18 protein-coding genes and 1 tRNA gene are annotated in these 18,524 nt (G+C 44.0%); 16 read left to right on the top strand and 3 right to left on the bottom strand.

Going from position 1 to position 18,524, the window contains the following annotated elements; genetic code table 11:
* Nucleotides 1-12: 12 nt before the first annotated feature.
* The 16 genes from A3766_RS01475 to A3766_RS01400 all read left to right on the top strand — a co-directional run bounded on the left by A3766_RS01475 (nt 13) and on the right by A3766_RS01400 (nt 15,969).
* On the top strand, nt 13-2,376 hold the full coding sequence (locus A3766_RS01475) for an RND family transporter (protein WP_068641519.1): 2,364 nt from the start codon (nt 13-15) through the stop codon (nt 2,374-2,376).
* 230 nt (nt 2,377-2,606) lie between these two features.
* Nucleotides 2,607-4,538, top strand: a complete 1,932-nt coding sequence (gene thrS, locus A3766_RS01470; protein ID WP_068507661.1) for a threonine--tRNA ligase — start codon at nt 2,607-2,609, stop codon at nt 4,536-4,538.
* A gap of 56 nt (nt 4,539-4,594) precedes the next feature.
* The gene (gene infC, locus A3766_RS01465) at nt 4,595-5,131 is read left to right on the top strand and encodes a translation initiation factor IF-3 (RefSeq protein ID WP_156499823.1); all 537 of its coding nucleotides are present in this window, start codon (nt 4,595-4,597) and stop codon (nt 5,129-5,131) included.
* 46 nt (nt 5,132-5,177) lie between these two features.
* Nucleotides 5,178-5,369, top strand: coding sequence for a 50S ribosomal protein L35 (gene rpmI, locus A3766_RS01460; RefSeq protein ID WP_068507660.1), 192 nt, complete (start codon nt 5,178-5,180; stop codon nt 5,367-5,369).
* Nucleotides 5,370-5,408: 39 nt separating this feature from the next.
* A complete protein-coding gene (gene rplT, locus A3766_RS01455) occupies nt 5,409-5,768 on the top strand; it encodes a 50S ribosomal protein L20 (protein ID WP_068507658.1) in 360 nt (119 codons plus the stop codon).
* A 103-nt stretch (nt 5,769-5,871) separates the two neighbouring features.
* Nucleotides 5,872-6,870: a phenylalanine--tRNA ligase subunit alpha gene (pheS, locus tag A3766_RS01450; RefSeq protein ID WP_068507656.1), complete on the top strand. Its 999-nt coding sequence runs from the start codon at nt 5,872-5,874 to the stop codon at nt 6,868-6,870.
* 21 nt (nt 6,871-6,891) lie between these two features.
* Nucleotides 6,892-9,264 (top strand): phenylalanine--tRNA ligase subunit beta, encoded by a 2,373-nt coding sequence (gene pheT / locus A3766_RS01445; RefSeq protein ID WP_068507653.1) that lies wholly within the window; start codon nt 6,892-6,894, stop codon nt 9,262-9,264.
* 3 nt (nt 9,265-9,267) lie between these two features.
* Nucleotides 9,268-9,573: an integration host factor subunit alpha gene (gene ihfA, locus A3766_RS01440; RefSeq protein ID WP_068507652.1), complete on the top strand. Its 306-nt coding sequence runs from the start codon at nt 9,268-9,270 to the stop codon at nt 9,571-9,573.
* Nucleotides 9,551-9,907 carry a MerR family transcriptional regulator gene (locus tag A3766_RS01435; protein ID WP_068507650.1) on the top strand — a complete coding sequence of 119 codons (357 nt, stop codon included), beginning with the start codon at nt 9,551-9,553 and terminating at the stop codon, nt 9,905-9,907. Before ihfA ends, A3766_RS01435 begins: the two co-directional genes overlap by 23 nt.
* Nucleotides 9,908-10,090: 183 nt before the next feature.
* Nucleotides 10,091-10,167 (top strand) — tRNA-Pro (locus A3766_RS01430).
* A gap of 186 nt (nt 10,168-10,353) precedes the next feature.
* Complete coding sequence (locus A3766_RS01425; RefSeq protein WP_068554763.1) at nt 10,354-11,694, top strand: bifunctional 2-polyprenyl-6-hydroxyphenol methylase/3-demethylubiquinol 3-O-methyltransferase UbiG; 1,341 nt, start codon at nt 10,354-10,356, stop codon at nt 11,692-11,694.
* Nucleotides 11,695-12,291: 597 nt separating this feature from the next.
* The gene (locus tag A3766_RS01420) at nt 12,292-12,573 is read left to right on the top strand and encodes a hypothetical protein (RefSeq protein ID WP_068507647.1); all 282 of its coding nucleotides are present in this window, start codon (nt 12,292-12,294) and stop codon (nt 12,571-12,573) included.
* 78 nt (nt 12,574-12,651) lie between these two features.
* Entirely contained in the window at nt 12,652-13,092 is a 441-nt protein-coding gene (locus A3766_RS01415; protein WP_068506810.1) for an NfeD family protein, read from the top strand.
* A 24-nt stretch (nt 13,093-13,116) separates the two neighbouring features.
* Entirely contained in the window at nt 13,117-13,998 is an 882-nt protein-coding gene (locus A3766_RS01410; RefSeq protein ID WP_068507645.1) for an SPFH domain-containing protein, read from the top strand.
* Nucleotides 13,999-14,029: 31 nt separating this feature from the next.
* Nucleotides 14,030-14,362 carry a YnfA family protein gene (locus A3766_RS01405; protein ID WP_068507643.1) on the top strand — a complete coding sequence of 111 codons (333 nt, stop codon included), beginning with the start codon at nt 14,030-14,032 and terminating at the stop codon, nt 14,360-14,362.
* A 152-nt stretch (nt 14,363-14,514) separates the two neighbouring features.
* Nucleotides 14,515-15,969 (top strand): triacylglycerol lipase, encoded by a 1,455-nt coding sequence (locus A3766_RS01400; protein ID WP_068507642.1) that lies wholly within the window; start codon nt 14,515-14,517, stop codon nt 15,967-15,969.
* 123 nt (nt 15,970-16,092) lie between these two features.
* On the opposite strand, the gene A3766_RS01395 is transcribed toward A3766_RS01400, so the two are convergent.
* The 3 genes from A3766_RS01395 to A3766_RS01385 are packed head-to-tail and all read right to left on the bottom strand — an operon-like array spanning nt 16,093 to nt 18,444.
* The gene (locus tag A3766_RS01395; RefSeq protein ID WP_068507640.1) at nt 16,093-16,689 is read right to left on the bottom strand and encodes a nitrous oxide reductase accessory protein NosL; all 597 of its coding nucleotides are present in this window, start codon (nt 16,687-16,689) and stop codon (nt 16,093-16,095) included.
* 4 nt (nt 16,690-16,693) lie between these two features.
* Nucleotides 16,694-17,518, bottom strand: coding sequence for an ABC transporter permease (locus A3766_RS01390; RefSeq protein WP_068507638.1), 825 nt, complete (start codon nt 17,516-17,518; stop codon nt 16,694-16,696).
* A gap of 2 nt (nt 17,519-17,520) precedes the next feature.
* Nucleotides 17,521-18,444 (bottom strand): ABC transporter ATP-binding protein, encoded by a 924-nt coding sequence (locus A3766_RS01385; protein WP_068507636.1) that lies wholly within the window; start codon nt 18,442-18,444, stop codon nt 17,521-17,523.
* Nucleotides 18,445-18,524 lie beyond the last annotated feature (80 nt).

The following is an 18,524-nucleotide window of genomic DNA, read 5'->3' as shown; positions in this document are numbered from 1 at the left end:
TCAGGCAAGCAGATTAAAGCTGTCGGTTCAGGTAGTGTCATTGAACGGCTAATATTTTCAAACAGACCTGTGATTCTTGCAATATTTGCATTGATTACGGCTTTCTTGGGTTTCAATGCGGCACAAATTAAACCGGATGCTTCATTCGAGCGTTTAATTCCGCTTGAGCACCCGTTTATCGTCAATATGATGGAGAATAGGGAGGATCTGGAAAATCTAGGTAACTCAATACGCGTTGCGGTGGCAGTTAAAGATGGTGACGTCTTTGACAAAGCGTATATGGAGACCTTGAGTGAAATAACAGATGAGTTGTTTTACCTTCCAGGCGTAGATCGCTCAGGAATGAAGTCTCTATGGACTCCCAATGTCCGTTGGGTGGAAGTTACTGAAGAAGGTTTTCAGGGCGGACCGATTATTCCTGATGGATATGATGGGTCTGATGAGTCACTAGAAGTTCTACGACAAAATGTGCTCAAGTCTGGGCAGGTTGGCCGATTAGTTTCGGATGACTTCAAATCGACAATTATATATGTCCCCTTATTTGAAATTAATCCAGAAACAAATGAACCTCTTGATTACAAAGACTTTTCTTTAAAGTTAGAAGACAAAGTTCGTAACCAGTACACAGCAAAAAATCCAAATATTAATGTGCATATTATCGGCTTTGCAAAAAAAGTTGGTGATTTGATCGAAGGGATTAGTGCGGTTGCGGTCTTTGCATTAATTACAATCGGACTAACTTTAACATTTTTGTTTGTCTACTCTCGCTGTATGGTCGGTACATTGGTACCTATTGTTACCTCTATTATTGCGGTGGTTTGGCAGCTAGGTATATTGAACTTACTTGGCTATGGTTTAGATCCTTATTCTGTACTGGTGCCATTCCTGGTATTTGCGATTGGTATTAGTCACGGTGTGCAGATAGTTAACCGGGTTGCGGTTGAGCAGGCTCATGGTTATAACCCGCTAATGGCTTGTCGTTTGACTTTTAGACAGCTTGTAAGGCCGGGTATTCTGGCTTTGCTTTCAGATGCGATTGGCTTTTTGACATTATTGTTCATTGAAATTGACGTGATTAAAGATCTCGCTGTTGCCGCAGGTGTAGGTGTGGCGGTTATTATTGTTACCAACCTTGTTCTCCATCCAGTGATCGTTTCGTACTCTGGTTTGAGTAAAGGTGGCCTGAAGCATGCTAAGCATGTTGAACTTCATGGTGACAAAAAGTGGCGCGCACTTTCATTTATGGCTCACCCAAGTGTGGCACCGATTTCAGTGCTTATTGCAATACTGGGTTGTGGTATAGGTCTCTACTACCAGAAAGATCTTAAAATAGGTGACTTGGATAAAGGTGCGCCAGAGCTGCGACCTGACTCTCGCTACAATTTAGATAACGACTATATTATCAGCAACTATAGTACCAGCGCCGATATTATGGTTGTGATGATTAAAACGCCAAAAGAAATGTGTTCGACCTATGAGTTAATGGATGTCATGGATCGTATGCAATGGCGTTTGGAAAATACACCAGGCGTTGAATCTACCGCTTCTTTGGTCTCAGTGTCCAAATTGGTGACTAAAGCGCTCAATGAGGGAAGCTTGAAGTGGTTTGAAATATCCCGAAATGAGTCAATTATTAACTCTTCTATACAGCGAGCACCTTCAGGCCTGGTTAATTCAGACTGTAGTATGACGCCAATGATCATCTTCTTGGAGGATCATGAGGCCGATACGCTTGATACTGTGATCGACACGATGGAAGACTTGATCGATCAGTACCCAAGTGAAAACTACCAGTTCTTACTTGCGGCAGGTAATGCAGGTGTTGAAGCGGCGACTAACGAGGTTATTTCCAAGGCTAAGAATGTCATGTTAGCCTCTGTTTACTCGGTCGTTAGTATTTTGTGTCTGATTACGTTCAGGTCTTTAGCTGCTGTTATTTGTATCGTTACACCTTTGGCACTTACCTCGGTTCTGTGTGAAGCGCTTATGGCTCAATTGGGTATTGGTATTAAAGTTGCGACACTTCCTGTTATTGCCTTGGGTGTGGGGATTGGTGTCGATTATGGTATCTATATCTATAGTCAGTTAGAGACTAAACTGAAACAAGGTGTGGTCTTACAAGAGGCTTACTTTCAGACGCTTAGAACGACAGGTAAAGCGGTCTGCTTTACGGGTATGACCCTTGGTTTGGGTGTATTTACTTGGATATTCTCGCCAATTAAATTCCAGGCAGATATGGGGATCCTGCTGTTCTTTATGTTCTTGTGGAACATGGTTGGCAGCTTGTGGTTGCTACCCGCGATGGCACGCTTCCTTGTTCGCCCTGATAAGATTGCTGCAAAAGAAAGAGCTAAGCTGGCAAAAGCTGCTGCTTAATCTTAAGGAGTCTAAAAACCCCGATACTCAATGAGTGTCGGGGTTTTTTCTTTTTTGGAGCCACTTAGGAATAAGGTCGCAGTTTTAGTATTGATGTGCATCGATCAACGTAAACTTGGAGATATCGGTACAAATTTACTTGTTTTTTGTTTAGAATCGCGCGCTTGTAATTTTTTAATTTTTAACTCATGTGACCTTTAGTAAGGGCCACCACTGATTTTGAGGTAGATATGCCAGTTATTACGCTTCCTGATGGTAGTCAACGTTCGTTTGAAAATGCTGTATCCGTATTGGATGTTGCTGCAGATATAGGTCCAGGTCTTGCCAAGGCAACCATCGCTGGTCGCGTAAATGATGTATTGGTCGATGCTTGTGAGTTGATTCAAGAAGATTCCACACTAAGTATTATCACTGCAAAAGATGAAGATGGCCTTGAAATATTGCGTCACTCATGCGCTCACCTTGTTGGTCACGCAATTAAGCAGCTTTGGCCTGATGTCAAAATGGCGATTGGCCCAACGATTGAAAATGGCTTCTACTATGATGTTGATTTAGAGCATCGTCTCACTGAAGAAGATATGGCAGCCCTCGAGAAGCGTATGCTTGAGCTTGCTAAGAAGAGCTATGACGTTGTTAAGAAGACCGTAAGCTGGCAAGAAGCACGAGATGCTTTCGAAGCGCGTGGTGAAACTTATAAAATGGAAATTCTTGACGAAAATATCGCCAAGACCGATACGCCAGCTTTGTATCACCATGAAGAATATATAGATATGTGCCGCGGCCCTCACGTGCCGAACATGAAATTCTGCCATCATTTTAAACTAATGCGTATTTCTGGCGCGTACTGGCGTGGCGATTCTGACAACAAAATGTTGCAGCGTATCTACGGTACAGCTTGGGCAGATAAGAAGCAGCTAAAGCAATATTTGAATCGCTTACAAGAAGCCGAAAAGCGAGACCATCGTAAAATAGGTAAGAAGTTAGACTTATTCCACATGCAGGATGAGGCGCCAGGTATGGTCTTCTGGCATGACAAGGGGTGGAGTATCTACCAGACTATCGAAAACTACATGCGTACCAAGCAGCGCAAGTATGGTTATAAAGAAATTAAGACGCCTCAAGTGGTTGAGCGTACGCTATGGGAGAAGTCGGGCCACTGGGATAAATTTAGTGAGCAGATGTTTACTACTCACTCAGAGAACGCAGACTTTGCAATCAAGCCGATGAACTGCCCATGCCACGTTCAGGTATTTAATCAAGGCTTGAAGAGTTATAAGGAGTTGCCCTTACGTCTTGCCGAGTTTGGTTCTTGCCATAGAAATGAAGCATCTGGCGCTTTGCACGGTATTATGCGAGTGCGTGGTTTTGTTCAGGATGATGCGCATATTTTCTGTGCTGAAGAGCAGATTCAGGAAGAAGTATCTTCCTTTATCGATATGTTGCACGAAGTTTATCAAGATTTTGGCTTTAGCGAGATTCTTTACAAGCTATCTACGCGACCAGAGAAACGCGTTGGTTCAGATGAGGTTTGGGATAAGTCCGAAGCAGCCTTAGCAGAATCTCTGGACGCTAAAGGCTTGAAGTGGGATTTATTGCCTGGTGAGGGAGCGTTTTACGGCCCTAAGATTGAATTCTCTTTGAAGGATTGTTTAGGCCGAGTATGGCAGTGTGGAACGATTCAAGTAGACTTTTCGATGCCGGGTCGACTAGACGCCCAATATGTAAGTGATCATCAGGAACGTAAAACTCCGGTCATGTTACACCGTGCTGTGTTAGGTTCTTTTGAGCGATTTATCGGTATTTTGATCGAACAGTACGAAGGTGCATTTCCATTCTGGTTGGCGCCTGAACAAGTCGCAATACTGAATATTACCGATAAACAGAGCGAATATTGCAAAAAAATACATAAAAATATCGAAGAAGCGGGATATAGAGCACATCTGGACTTGAGAAACGAGAAGATCGGCTTTAAAATTCGCGAGCACACAATTAACAAGATTCCTTATTTACTTGTTGTGGGTGATAAGGAAGTTGAAAATAATACAGTGGCTATTCGTACTCGTAAGGGAGAGGATCTTGGCGTGATGCCTTTAGAAGATGTTCTCGCGGTCTTCAAAGAAGATTTTGTACAGAAAGGTCGTATCGCAAATTCTGGTGAGTAAGCAGTATAAAATGTGCACCTCATCTATGTTTGCATTTTTAATGTGGAGAAATAGACATTAAGCGTAATAACCAAAGTGGCAAGTCAAAAAAAGCGTTGATCAACGAGAATATCGAAGCAACGGAAGTTCGTCTTATAGCAGAAGATGGTGAGCAGTTAGGTATTGTTCCGATAGAAGACGCGCTGGCTCGTGCCACACAAGTAAGTTTAGATTTGGTTCAAATTGCCAACAGTGATCCGATTGTGTGTAAAATCATGGATTACGGTAAAAAAGTATTTGAAGAGAAGAAGCAGAAAGCTGCCCAGAAGAAAAAGCAGAAGCAGACTCAAGTTAAAGAAATTAAGTTACGACCAGGGACGGAAGAGGGGGATTATCAGGTAAAACTACGCAACCTGATACGTTTCCTTGAAGGTGGGGACAAGGCCAAGGTGACGATTCGTTACCGCGGTCGTGAAATGGCACATCAGGAAATCGGCATGAAGCTACTTGAACGAGTCGAAACAGACTTGGAAGAGTACGGAACTGTTGAGCAGCGACCTAAAATGGAAGGTCGGCAAATGATGATGGTGTTGGCCCCGAAAAAGAGAAAATAGCGCGGTTGCTATTTTTGTTAATTTTTCCAATGCGGAGTGAGATATTATGCCTAAAATGAAAGCAAAAAGCGGTGCTACAAAACGCTTTAAGAAAACAGCTAACGGATTCAAGCACAAGCAATCCTTTACTAGCCATATTTTGACTAAAAAATCACCAAAGCGTAAGCGTCAGCTACGTGGATGCAAGCAGGTTGCAGACTCTGATCAGTCTTCAATCAAGCGTATGCTTCGTATTTAATTTTTAGCCATTAAAATATAGTTTAGTAAGGAGTCAAATATGCCTCGCGTAAAACGTGGTGTCCAGGCGAACCGTCGCCACAAGAAAGTATTAAAGCAAGCTAAAGGTTATTACGGAGCTCGTAGCCGTATCTATCGCGTAGCTAAGCAAGCCGTAATTAAAGCAGGTCAATATGCATACCGTGACCGTCGTCAGCGTAAGCGTCAGTTCCGTCGTCTATGGATCGCGCGTATCAATGCTGGTGCACGTTTAAACGGTTTGTCATACAGCCGATTAATCGCTGGCTTGAAAAAAGCTAACGTTGAGATCGACCGTAAAGTATTAGCTGACTTAGCAATGAACGACGCAGCAGTATTTACTGTTGTTGTTGAAAAGGCTAAAGCTGCACTAGCAAACTAAGACTTAGTTCAACACTCGTTGAAACATAAGTAATAGCTGGATAGGGGGCGAGACAACTCACCCCCTATTTTTATTTTGAGTACTGTTTTTTCGGAGAGCAGTAATGGAAAACCTTGAACAACTTGTTCAACGCGCCATTAGCGCTGTAGATGCAGCGGAAAAAATTCAAGAATTGGACCAGGTCAGAGTTGATTACCTAGGCAAGAAGGGTGAAATCACCCAGCTACTCAAAACATTGGGTAAGTTAGATGCGTCTGAAAGACCAGCGGCCGGAGCAAAGATAAACGAAGCCAAAGAAGGTGTCTTGGAAAAACTGTTAGCCAAGAAAGAGTCCCTTGAAACAGCTGAGCTTGAGAACAAGCTCCGTTCAGAAGCTGTGGATGTCACCTTGCCAGGCCGCGCAAGCGATACCGGTGGTTTGCACCCGGTAACCAAAACAATGCGCCGAATTGAGCAGTTTTTTGCCAGAGCCGGTTACTCAGTAGAAGTAGGCCCGGAAATCGAAGATGATTACCATAACTTCGAAGCTTTGAATATCCCGGGGCATCACCCGGCACGTGCTATGCACGACACCTTTTACTTTGATGCAAATACCTTATTAAGAACTCACACTTCACCTGTGCAAGTACGCACGATGGAGAAGGGAGAGCCACCATTTCGTATGATCTGTCCGGGCCGTGTATACCGTTGCGACTCCGACCAAACGCATACGCCGATGTTCCATCAGGTTGAAGGCCTGCTGGTGGAAGAGAATGTTAGTTTTGCTGACCTAAAGAGTACCATTGAAGATTTCCTTCAGGTGTTTTTTGAGCGAGACCTGGCTGTTCGTTTCCGTCCTTCTTACTTCCCATTTACCGAACCTTCAGCAGAAGTGGATATCGAGTGGGGTAAAGACGCTGACGGCAATACCAAGTGGCTAGAAGTGATGGGCTGTGGCATGGTCCACCCGAAAGTATTTGAGTCCAGTGGTATTGATTCCGAAAAATACTCAGGCTTTGCCTTTGGTTTAGGTGTAGAACGCTTGGCTATGTTGCGCTATGGCGTAAACGACCTAAGAATGTTCTTTGAAAACGACCTTCGTTTCCTCAAGCAATTTAACTAAGTTAGTCAGGATAGTAGAGCAATGAAATTTAGTGAACAGTGGCTCAGAGAGTGGGTAAACCCTTCTATTGGTACAGATGATCTACTCCATCAAATCACCATGGCTGGCTTAGAAGTAGATGGCATGGACCCGGTAGCGGGTGAATTTACCGGCGTCGTTGTAGGCGAAGTGCTCAGCAAAGAACAGCACCCTGATGCTGACAAGTTAAGCGTTTGTCAGGTGAGTGACGGAAAAGAGACCGTCCAGGTAGTGTGTGGTGCTGCGAACGTGAGAGAAGGTTTAAAAGTACCCTTCGCGAAAATTGGTGCTGTGTTGCCAGGTAACTTTAAGATTAAGAAAGCTAAGCTGCGTGGCGTTGAGTCATTCGGTATGTTGAGTGCCGAGTCAGAGCTTGGTTTGGCTGAATCTTCAGATGGTTTGATGGAATTGCCTGTTGATGCACCCGTAGGTGCTTGTATTCGCGAATACCTAGGTTTAGATGATAACTGTATCGATGTTGATTTAACGCCAAACAGAAGTGACTGTTTGTCTATTGCGGGTCTTGCTCGCGAAGTCGGTGTCTTGAATAAAGAGAATGTCACTAAGCCACAGATTGAGTCAGTGGTTTCAGAGAGTGAACTTACCTTCAAGGTAAACTTACAAGACACAGAGGGCTGCCCTAAATACTTGGGACGCGTCATTGAAGGTGTCGACCTAACTAAGCCTTCACCATTATGGCTGCAAGAAAAGTTACGTCGCTGCGGTTTACGTAGTATTGATCCTGCCGTTGACGTAACCAACTATATTTTGCTTGAGCTCGGTCAGCCAATGCATGCATTTGATTTAGATAAGCTGAATGGCTCAATCAATGTACGTCAAGCTGAAAATGCTGAAAAACTAACCTTGTTGGATGGTCAGGAAGTTGAACTTCGTGATGACACCTTGGTTATTGCAGATGAAAACACTCCACTTGCAATCGCAGGTATCATGGGTGGCGAAGCCTCAGGTGTTAGCGCTACAACTCAGAACATCTTTTTGGAATGTGCCTTCTTTGCACCCTTGGCGATTGCGGGTAAAGCACGCTCTTATGGCTTGCATACAGACTCTTCACACCGTTTTGAACGAGGTGTTGATTATGCGCTGCAGCACGAGGCAATGGAACGTGCAACGCGCTTATTAATCGATATTGTCGGCGGCAAAGCTGGCCCAATCGTTGAAGAAAGTGATGCAGAGACGCTTCCTAAGTCTTCGACTGTGACCTTGCGTGAAACTAAAGTTGAGTCGCTCTTAGGCTTGAAGGTAGAGACAGCTGAAATAGAAGAGATTCTAACGCGCCTTGGGCTTGAAGTTGTTGATCGAGCAGAGGGGCAGTGGACCTTTGCTGTGCCAAGCTATCGTTTCGATATTGCCATTGAACCAGACCTGATTGAAGAAATTGGTCGGGTCTACGGCTATAACAAACTACCTAAAACGACTGCATTAGGCTCAATGAAGCTGCGGGCCGTCGACGAAGATATCTTCCCGCAGGACTACCTGGCTGATCGTTTGGTGAGTTTAGGTTATCAGGAGGCAATCACTTACAGCTTTGTTGACGAAGAAACACAAAAGCTCGTGACGCCTGAAGAGCAGGGTATCGCTTTGGCAAACCCAATCTCAGCTGATTTGGCTGTGATGAGAACGTCTTTATGGCCTGGCTTGCTAAAAGCACTAAGCTACAACCAGAAGCGCCAGCAGCCCCGAGTTAAGTTTTTTGAGACAGGTCTAAAGTTTGTTCAAGAAGGCGAAGAGATTGTTCAAACTAGAATGATCTCGGGCGTTGTCTCAGGCACTGTTCAAAACGAAAACTGGTGTAATGAAAGCAGAGCAATCGACTTCTTTGATGTGAAGGCCGATCTTGAGAATTTATTGTTCTCAATTGACCCGACAGTCGCTTTCGAGAAGGGTGAACATGCTGCTTTACACCCTGGGCAGACTGCACAGATTGTAAAAAATGGTAAAAAAATCGGCTATTTAGGGGCTATTCACCCTAAATTACAAAAATCCTTGGATTTAAATGGCTCAGTTTATTTGTTTGAACTATGCTTAATTGAAACCGTTCAAGGACAAGTGCCGAGTTTTGATGGCGTGTCAAAATACCCAGAAGTTAGACGGGATTTGGCAATATTGATCGATCACGAGATACCGTTCCGAGACGTTGAGCAGATTGTTAGAGATAATGCCGGTGAAGACCTGGTTAATCTCAATGTGTTTGATGTTTATTCAGGTGATAATCTTGCTGAAAACGGAAAGAGTCTAGGCCTCGGTCTGGTATGGCAGCGAAGTGATCGCACTCTTAATGATGAAGAAATCAACGAGTCCTTTGAGCGTATTGTGTCAGCACTCAGTGCTAAGTTTGGAGCTAAATTAAGGAGCTAGCGCATGGCGGCTTTAACAAAAGCTGATATGGCCGAAAGCCTATACGACGAAGTTGGACTAAATAAGCGCGAAGCCAAAGAAATGGTGGAAGCGTTCTTTGATGAAATTGTTGGAGCCCTAGGTCACAATGAACAGGTGAAGCTATCTGGCTTCGGTAATTTTGACCTACGCGATAAGAAACAAAGGCCTGGACGTAACCCTAAAACTGGTGAAGAAATTCCTATTTCTGCCAGACGCGTTGTTACTTTCAGACCCGGACAAAAATTAAAGGCAAAAGTAGAAGAATATGCTGGAACCCAGTCACAATAATGAATTACCCCCGATTCCGGGTAAGCGCTATTTCACTATTGGAGAAGTAAGCGACTTATGTGGAGTCAAAGCTCATGTTCTACGTTATTGGGAGCAAGAGTTTGATGAACTGTCACCGGTAAAGCGTCGTGGAAATCGTCGTTATTATCAGCGCCAGGACGTCATGACTATTCGTCAAATTCGTAGTTTATTGTACGATCAAGGCTATACCATCGGTGGTGCCAAGCAAAAACTGCACAATGAAGGTGATGAGGGCCCTGCAGGGCAAAACTCTGAATTGATCAAGCAAATGATCACTGAGCTTGAAGAAGTTTTAGACGTACTAAACAGCTAAGCTTTCAAGTAATAAGGTAATCTTAAAAAACGCCGATACTATCGGCGTTTTTTATTTATTTCTAAAGCGTCATAAGGTATTATACCCGCGACTTAAGTCGACAGGCCTAAAACCCGTCGATTACCCCCATGTAAGCTGATACCTAGTATCAACCTGGTGAACAAATTCTTGTTTCACACCGTTCGGGATGTAGCGCAGCCTGGTAGCGCACATGTCTGGGGGACATGTGGTCGTGGGTTCGAATCCCGCCATCCCGACCAATTTTTCTTTTTTAATTCCTGTTTTTTAGCATCTGTCGCAGCTTTTACCATTATAGGGTGAAAATGTACATCATAGAGTCTAGACTCCCTTGTTTAATGCATAATCTGAAAATTCTACTTAGTTAACAGACATATAGGTCTGCATTCCCCTAAGATTATGTTTGATAATTTTTTGTTTTAATAATATTGATCGTTATTCAAAAAAATGAGGGCATTATGAAAGAAGGGACATATCTTGAAGAAGTCAGGCAGCAATACGAGAATTATCCCTACCCTGCAAGAGATCCTGCTAATGAGAAAACAGATCTTTATGTCTCCAAACCCTGCTCCTTAGATTGTCTTAATTATTACGCTTTTGAGGGTAAGCGTGATTTTACTCAGTCGTTTCGAGTCCTAGTTGCCGGTGGCGGGACCGGTGATGATGTTATTTATTTAGCCGAACAACTTAGGGAAACTGAAGTAGAAGTGGTCTATTTGGATATGTCTCAAGCATCAATGGACATCGCCAAGGAACGAGCTAAAGTCAGGAAATTAAAAAATATTACCTGGATTCATGATTCCTTGTTAAATCTGAACAAACAAGAATACGGTGAGTTTGATTTTATTTCCTGTACTGGCGTTTTGCATCACTTGAAAAACCCAGATGAAGGTTTAAAAGCGCTTACTAAGGTACTTCATCCTGATGGTGCGATGTATCTTATGGTTTACGCAACAATTGGACGAACAGGAATCTATCAGATGCAGGAATTAATGCGTCAGATAAATACCGACACGCCCAACATTCAAGACTGTATTGATAACACAAAAAAAACTCTAAACGGGCTACCACAAGGCAATTGGTTTTCCTCAAATAAAGTTTCTTGTAAGAAAGATTTAAGTACAGATATTGGCATATACGATCTACTAATACACTCTCAAGACCGGGCCTATACCGTAAACGAAATGTACGACTATGTTGAAAATGCAGGATTGAAGTTAAATAAACTATATAATCCTGACCACCCTCTTGGTGACATGATTTTTTATCCCGAAACCTATATTCGTGACCCAGAGCTGTTGAACACAATCAAACAACTTCCGCTTAGAAAACAGCAATCTATCTGCGAGTTGTTGTTTGGTCAAATCATGAAACAATGCTGTTTTGTTTCGTTTAAGGAAACTTCTACTCCTAGCATAAAGAATACAGATCTGGTTCCTGCCATCAGCACCATTTACGGCCAAAATGAACGTAAGCAAAATTTGCTTAAGGCGTTTTCTGCACCAGGAAATCAAATACAACTGAACCAAATGTTTACCTTAAAAAGAAACCCACACAGCAAAGCATTGTTTGAACATATAGATGGAAAACGAAGCTTAAAAGAGGTTGTCGAGCAAACCATCAAGACAACGAAAAGCCATGCAACGTTTGAAACCGTCTTTGCAGAACTATGTTCCTTTGTTGAGGTCCTAATAAAACTAGATATGATGTATTTGAGAGAAAAGAGCGCAAGTAGTGCAGCTAATATAAACAATATGATGGGAGTGTGATCAGAAAATGTGTTCGGTTTCTTTAAATGTAAGCGTCCAATCGAGCACAACTAACTGCAAGGTCTAGGCTAGCACTAAGATTTAAAAGGAACTAGCGTATGACTAAACCGAGCGCTAAATATAGCTGGCCAGAGTCGTTGGCTTTTTAGCAAGTGAGTGGCTAAACGATAGCAGACTTCTGTTCCGTGCATAAAATTAGTCCCTTGATGATGGGCTGCAGGGATTCCAAAGTAACAGCTAATCCCACTCTAAACGCAAAACACTGGGTGTTGAGCAATGATTGTTTCGAGTTAAAAGAGGTAGCTCAAAACAGAGCTATTTCTCTCATTCTAATGTCCCACCGATGGTCACTGTGTCTGGGCGTAGGCTTTGATTGACTCTGATCCGTACCAGGTAATTCCGGGCTCTCTCCAAACTTCTCAGTCGATTTACATTTCTTATCACTGTATTTACCGATATCCCGCTTCAAAGCACTGTGTAGTGTTGAGCCTTGGAGTGATAGACTATGGGGTAGATGTCTATAGCGTGGTGGTGGCTACGGATTGGATCTCTTTCTAAGCTAAAATAGAAGAACTAAATATTAAGACCGGAATACTGATGAAGAATAAAGCTCAAAAACAACTCTCGTTTGAACCTCAATACCATCGAAAGTTGGCACAAGGAAAGTACACGCCTATATCAAAGAGGCTAATTAAGGGTAGCAACTCAATTTCGAGTGAAGACGTTGCTGAAGAGCGAGATTGCATACTTGCTGAAGGTTTCACGGTTTGTGAAAGCAGAGCAGAACTGTCTGCGGCGAAAATTGATAATTCAGATAAAGGTGATGTGGCAGCCGTTATAGCCAATACCAACCCCTTATTCAAGTTACATAATAAGTAAGCGCTTGCTGAAAAAAAATTAAACGAGAGCTTTGCCTCGTAGTAGTTGTCGCAGTCGAATGAGAAATAGGAATTATTGATGGATTTATTGTATTGGCATTGGATTGTTTTTGGGATTTTTCTTGTTCTTTTAGAGCTCGTTATCCCTTCATTCACCGCGCTTTGGTTTGGTATTGGCGGGGTATTGGTTGGCATGTTACTTCTTGTCGAGCCGGATCTAAGTACTACCTTTCAGATAAGCGCCTGGGCTATTTTATCTGCCTTACTCACCAGCATGTGGTTCAAAATACTCAAACCCTCGCGGGATAAGGTAGTTTTACCAGCGCTTGATGAAATTCAGGGTGAACTAGGCGTGACGCTGACGCCTCCTTCCGGGGAAAGGCCGGGGCGCGTTCGCTTTTCTACTCCCATTAAGGGCTATGATGAGTGGGACTTTGAGTCTGATGATCAACTAGATGTAGGAGATGCGGTTAAAGTAACCGGTGTCACTGAACATCGACTAGTGATGAAAAAACAATAAATTATCTTTTAGGAGCAAGGGATTATGGAAGCAGGATTATACATAGCAATAGCGATATTTATTTTATTACTGGTGACGGTTGCACAAGGTGTAAGGCTCGTACCTCAGGGCTATCAGTGGGTTGTACAGCGCTTTGGAAAGTACCAAAAAACACTGAAGCCTGGATTGAATATTATCGTTCCTTATTTTGACCAGGTGGCCTATAAGCTTACAACTAAGCAAATCGTATTGGATATTCCTAGCCAAGAGGTTATTACAAAAGACAATGCTATTATTATTGCCAGTGCCGTAGGTTATATCTCCATTACTGACCCGCAGAAAGCAGTGTACGGTGTTGATAACTACACGATAGGGATACAAACCAAAGTCCAAACAACGCTTCGTTCAATTATCGGTGAAATGAATCTGGATGCGGCATTGAGCTCTCGAGAGCAAATAAAAACCAGCCTCACTAGCACGATTGCGAATGAAATTGCGGAATGGGGTATAGCGCTTCGTTCAGTTGAAATTCAGGACATTAACCCTTCTAAGACGATGCAAGAAGCAATGGAAGAGCAAGCCTCTGCAGAGCGGGCAAGGCGTGCAACGGTGACCAGAGCTGAAGGTTCTAAAGAAGCCCAGATATTAGAAGCCACGGGCCAGAAGCAAGCGCAAATACTGGAAGCACAGGGCCGAAAAGAAGCAGCAGAACAAGATGCTAAAGCTGAATTGCTATTGGCAGAAGCGAGGCAGCAGTCAATCTCAATGGTCTCTGCCCCTTTGACCGATAAAGACATGGCAGTGACCTACCTTCTTGGTGAGAAGTATGTTTCAGCGATAGAAAGCCTGGCGACATCTGAGAACAGCAAGTCGGTAATCTTACCTGCCGATTTACCAAAAGCTATCGCGGGTATGATAGGGAAGTAATACACTAGGGTAGCAAGATAAAGCCTAATTTATGTTTGAGCTAAAAACCATCGCGCTATTCATCGTTACTGCGCTTGCAGAAATTGTTGGTTGCTACCTTCCTTATTTGTACTTAAAGCAGGATAAAAGCCCTTTGTTGCTTATTCCTGCTGCTCTAAGTCTAGGCTTGTTTGCGTGGTTGTTGTCTTTGCACCCTGCTGCTGCGGGCCGCGTTTATGCTGCTTATGGCGGTGTTTATATCCTGGTAGCAATATGTTGGCTATGGGTTGTCGAAGGTATTAAACCCACGTGCTGGGATATTACCGGCGTAGGCGTTGCGCTATTGGGCATGGCAATTATCATGTTCAGCCCTCGTGAGCTATAGCCTGATAGGTAGCTGATGCTTTAAGTGTCATCCACCATGAACTGGCCAGTCTTGCATCGTCCGATAAGCCAGAAGGGGTATCGGTCTTGGCGCGAGTTTTTATTTTTCCATTCCCGAAGAATGGTTTTTCCCACCTAAACGAGTGAATACGCATGGATAAGCTAACGAGTGATAACAAATTAATGGCTTCGGTAGACCTAAAAAACTGGGCGAACCTAAGTCGCTCTGTGTTAAATGGCATCGTTGGTGATTATCTGGAAAAAGAGCACAACCCATTAGCCATCGATATGGCTTTTTACCAGCAAAACATACCTCTATTGCTAGATGACACGCTTGCTCAACAGGTGCTTCAAGGTTCCGGGAGCGTCAAAGCAGAAAAAGCCTTATCTAACAAAATTATCGTCCTCATCCACGGGCTGACCAATCTAGAAACAATATGGGACTTAAAACCAGACTCACTCGGTGGGGAAAGTGAAGGGGAGAGCTCGAGTAATGGTCGTTCAAGTGATGATGACGAAGCGCTAAGTGAAAAAGATAACTATGGTCGACGCTTACAAGAAGAGTTTGGCTTTACGCCTTTTTACTTGCGTTACAACACAGGCTTATCGATTAAAGATAATGGGCAAAAATTAACTCGGCTACTTTCAGAGCTCATTGAGGCATACCCCATACCTGTAGAAGAGATCGTGCTAATGGGCTTTAGTATGGGAGGCTTGTTAATACGAAGTGCCCAGAAACTCGCGCAAGATGCCGAAGCAGATTGGCTAAGTTTGTTGTCAAACTGTTATTACATTGGCACGCCTCATGAAGGCTCGCCCTTGGAGAAGTTTGGTCACCTAACCAGTTCTATTGTTCGCTATATCCCGCGTGATTACATTAGTCACTGGGCAGACTGGATAGACGTTCGAAGCCAGGGTATACAAGATCTGAAGGACGGCTTACTCCATCTGAATAAAGAAAAACGTGGCGCGGATAGTGATGACCCCTACGAGCAGAGTGTGCGCTGTGGAAGTTTTACCGCGCATGCTCAGCATCACTTCATTAGCGGCTCGCTATCGGCGAACAAGAATAGTCTACTCAACAAGTATTTTGGCGATAGCCTGGTGAGACATACAAGTGCTAACCCCATATCTGCACCAGAAGACAGTAAGCAGGCCCATTTCAATGGTATTCCACATGTACCTCTGGCTCACTCAGAAAAGGTTTACCAGCAAATAAACCAGTGGTTCCGTGAGCATCCAGATCATATTGACTTGAAGTTCTACGAGGTGAGGGAAGCGACTAAGAAGCAGCAAATGGTGCAGAGAGTCGCGCAAGGCTTGTCGAATCAAGAAATCATATCAGGTAGCTTGGATTTGTTAGCGCTTGCCTATGATCATACGGTAGACGCCGTTGAGAAGGTTCACGGCGCGATAGCAGATGAACCATACAGCGTACTTAGGAAAGTCCCTTTGATTAAAGATGTAACCTTGCCGATAGAAGATAGCCATAAAGATATACTCAATACCATATACTTCTCGCTCAAGGCTGGAGGGAAGCTTGCACACAAAGGGGCGAAAGTTTTAGGTGGCAAGCACAGTAAGGAAAACGAATCTGAGGATAAGTGAGCCCTAATCAACTTACCTCGGTAGAGTCAGACTGCTTTAGCAGCGAATTTGATGTCCGATTGACTTGCTTATATAAAATGTCATCACTTGAGTGTTTAGCACCACGCTCTTCATGAAAGTGGCCTATTGCATATGCCCATGTTTGAGCTTGTCGGTCTGATGCATTGAGTGAGCATGCATAGCTTGATTTAGCACTTCGAGCGAAATATCAGAAAATGCCAGAACTTTGCCCCCCTGTGATTTGGCAAACGCTTCTGCACTGTTCTTGTTTTTAAATGAAGCCAGGGCCGGTCCCATTGCTCCGGGGAGCTTATGACCAATTACATACCAGGCTTGTTTGGCATCGATTAGCTCGGCTTCGCGAGTATTACCCCAAGGACTGCTCGTCATATCATGGACAAATGCTTTAGCTGTGTTATGGATATTTTCAGGTTGAAGCATATAGGCGAACAAGTCATTCACTGAGCAAAACTTACGTACCGACGATTTATTCTTCTCAAACATCTCACCTTTAGGGCCGGCAAACTGGTTGATAAGCATTCCACACAGGTGGCATTCGTCCTGGTCTTCAATATGTACGGCGCTGATTTCTGGCTTAGCTTTAGGATCGTTTTCACTACACGAAACAATCCCGAAAATTAATACGCCTTGAATCAGCAAAACCAGCACCGGAACTAAAGGCGACTGTTTAGCGTTTTGGTGGGGGGGCTTATGATTCATCACCTTATACCTCTCGTTTCTTCAATAAGTAGGCGGCGAATGCAAGTGGTGCTGCGATCCATAAAACCAGGGAAGATAGCAGTCCTGCCATGCTCATCTCTGTGCCTTCAGCCAGTTGTAGCACGCCACCATATTCTGCGGCATTAACCACCTGATAATTAACCAGGCGGAAGATATACGTTGGGTTCAAGAGTAAAACTTGACTGAGCAAGTCACTTTGAATATCGCCTTTACTGGCGACTAAAATAGCGAGTAAAGCCAAGTCGAATACCAGTACAAAGAAAAACCAGGTGACCAAAGCCAGGCCCGCGGCACGCGATTTCTCTTCTACGCTAAGACTAATAACATAGGCGATGGCAATAAAAACCCAGCCAAGTAGTGTCGCCGATAGAATAAACCAGAAAAATGCATTGAGAACTTCTAGGGTTTCCACCTCGCTGCTGAAGATAATGGCTGCTGCAGCAGTACTAAAACCAAGCAGGGAGGAGATCGCGATGATACTTCCTTGGCCCAGAAATTTGCCAATCAACATATCGCGTCGACTGAGGGGGTAGGTGAGCAGGAGTAGCATGGTGCCTTGTTCATATTCTCCTACGAAGGCGTTGTAGGCGATCATCAATGCGATCAAGGGAATCAGGATAACGGCCAGACTTGCCAGACTAATTAAGGTTGAGTTGAGCGAGGCAAAGCCGATACTACCTGAGGCAGCCGCGCCAAAATACGTAAGCCCTAAAGATAGAATGGCGAAGATTACCGTGATCGCCAAAGTCCAGCGATTGCGGAAGCCATCTTTAAATTCTTTTGAGGCGACAGTTAGTATTTTATCCATATTTATTGCTCTCCCTTGCGAATAAAGTGGCTGTATATTTCCTGCAAGGAAGGTTGCTTGATCTCCAGGTCGCTGATGCTTGTATTTCCCGAGAGTGTTCTAAGGGCGGACATTTTATCTTTCGTCGGCACAAGCAGAGATTGCTGGCCAGCCGCACAGGCGACCGCATTTTGATACTGCATGAGTTCGCTGGGAATTTCATTCGCTGCTAAGCCATGCGCTTTGATCTCGATAGGCAGCTCGCTTTGCTGGCGAAGCGTTTCAAGATTACCCAAGGCTAATTGCTTCCCGCCACCTAGTATCATAGCTCTGTCGATATGCGCTTCAACACCAGGGAGAACATGAGAACAAAGAATCACTGCGCAACCATCGCTTCGTAGTTCGTCTACCGTACGATAAAAATAATCGGTTGCGATAGGGTCTAAGCCAACGGTGGGCTCATCCAGTAATAATAGTTTAGGTTTGCCTAGCAGTGCTTGCGCCAAACCAAGGCGCTGCCTCATACCTTTAAAGTAGGTTTTGACTGCTCGATTTGCTGCAGCTTGAAGGCCAACACTCTCAAGTAACCGTTCAGCCTCGTTCTTTTTAAAGCCTTTAAGTTTGGCGAAGTAAGTGAGTATATCGCGCCCGCTTAGGTGATCATAAAAGCTAACATTTTCGGGTAGATAACCAAACTTCTGGCGAATGTGGTGAGCTTTTTTGTCTCGAGGTGACTGGCCAAGGGTTAGTACTTCGCCTTGACAAGGCTCAAGCACGCCCAGGATGATTTTCATCAGCGTACTTTTGCCAGCGCCGTTATGACCAAACAAGCCAAGCACTTCGCCTGGAGGCAAGTCCAGATTGATTGCCTCGAGTGCTTTTAGCTCGCCATAATGTTTGGAGACTGAGTCAAGCTTAACAACAAGGTCAGAAGAAGGGGACGTCATGGGCTGGCTACCTTACGAGCGGGCGGTGTCATGAGAGGGAAACTATCTCTTACCCCAGGCGATTTAAGTACCGGGAATTG

The organism is Oleiphilus sp. HI0132 (assembly GCF_001635845.1).
The sequence above is the reverse complement of the archived record's forward strand: the minus strand, read 5'-3'. Positions and strand labels throughout refer to the sequence as shown.